At 64.1% G+C, this 1,575-nt stretch carries 1 pseudogene; it reads left to right on the top strand.

Annotation, left to right across the window (positions count from 1 at the left end):
• Positions 1 to 70: 70 nt before the first annotated feature.
• Positions 71 to 1,295: pseudogene (locus AC0L2A_RS36100) on the top strand (IS1380 family transposase); the annotation flags it as partial.
• Positions 1,296 to 1,575: the final 280 nt, after the last annotated feature.

Here is a 1,575-nt window from a genome sequence, read left to right as displayed (position 1 = left end):
CTTCACCCCAGCCGAATGCGCCAACTACTTCAAGGCAGCTGGATACGACCCAGATTAAACAGGACGCGCTCTAGCCGAGGTGGAGAAACGGCTGCGTGTGGCTGACCGTCTGGCGCGTTGCATCGACGATCCGCGCCGCCCGGACCAGGTCGTCCACAGCCTGGCCGATATGATCGGCTTCCGCATGAAGATGATTGCCGCCGGCTATGAGGATGGCAACGACGCCAACCGGTTGCGCTGCGATCCGGCCTTCAAGATGGCCCAGGATGCGCTGCCTTCGGGTCGCGATCTGGCCTCCCAGCCGACGCTGTGCCGGCTGGAGAACCTGCCCGGCATGCGGGAGCTGGTCGCGATGGGTCGGGCGATGGTCGATCTTTACTGCGCCTCCTTCCGGTAGGTGCCGAAGCGGCTCGTGCTGGATATCGACGACACGTTTGATGCCGTGCATGGCGGCCAGCAGCTTCGCCAATGCCCATCACGACGAGTACGGCTTCCAGCCGATGGTGGTGTTCGATGGCGATGGCCGCTTCGTCGGTGCGGTTCTGCGGCCGACCAAGCGGCCGAGTGGGGCAGAAATCCGCCCCCACCTGCGCCGCCTGATGCGGGCGATCCGAAGCAATTGGCCGAACACCCGGGTCCTGATCCGGGCGGACAGCCATTATTGCAGTCCGCCGGTCATCGACTGGTGCCGCGCCAACGGTGTCGACTTCATTCTCGGCGTAGCGCCCACCACCACCTTGCGCAAGCATCTCGCGAAGCTGGAAGTCAGCACGCTGGCGCGTTTTGAAGCGTCGGCGAAGACGGACAAGGTCCGCAGGTTCAAGGAATTGTTTGACGGCGCCGGCAGCTGGAGCCGTGTCGAGGCATCATCGCCCGGGTCGAGGTCGGCGCCCAAGGCGCCGGCCCCCGCGTCATCGTCACCAACCATTCCTGTGGCAAGGCCAAGGCGCTCTACGAGGATGTCTACTGCCGGCGCGGCGCTGCCGAAACCACATTAAGTCGTGGAAGACGCATCTCGCCGCCGATCGCACCTCCTGCACAAGAGCGACGGCCAACCAGTTCCGGTTGTTCCTGCATGCCGGCGCCTACTGGCTAATGTGGGGCCTGCGCGCCGCGATGCCGAAGCGCTCGTGCTTCGCAGTCGCCCATTCGACACGCTGCGACTGCGCCTCATCAAGATCGCCGCGCGCGTGGTCGAGATGAAAACCCAAATCCGCCTGCACCTGCCGACATCCTGTCCCGACCAGCGCATCCTGCGCATCGTCCTCGACCGCATTCCGAGGCTCGTGACGTAGCCGACGGGGCGCAGATGCCCCGAAAACGAACCCGCCGACCGCAACCTGCAAACGCCCGCTTTCCATCACGACGGATCACTGCCGGCGCCCAACCAGCTTGTCAAAAAGAACCGAGACGGCGACCAGATCAACACCTCAGGCCGCCACACGTTCAGCGATGTGCATAAACCCGGCTAGAGCAGGTCCTGTTTAATCCGGTGCATATCCTGCGGCTTTGAAAGTAGTTGGCACATTCGGCTGGGGTGAAGAGGTCGACGACCGCGCCGACCGCGTCCCACAG

The sequence above is a fragment of the Mesorhizobium sp. WSM4844 genome (genome assembly GCF_055811775.1).
This window is presented reverse-complemented; position numbering and strand designations above follow the sequence as displayed.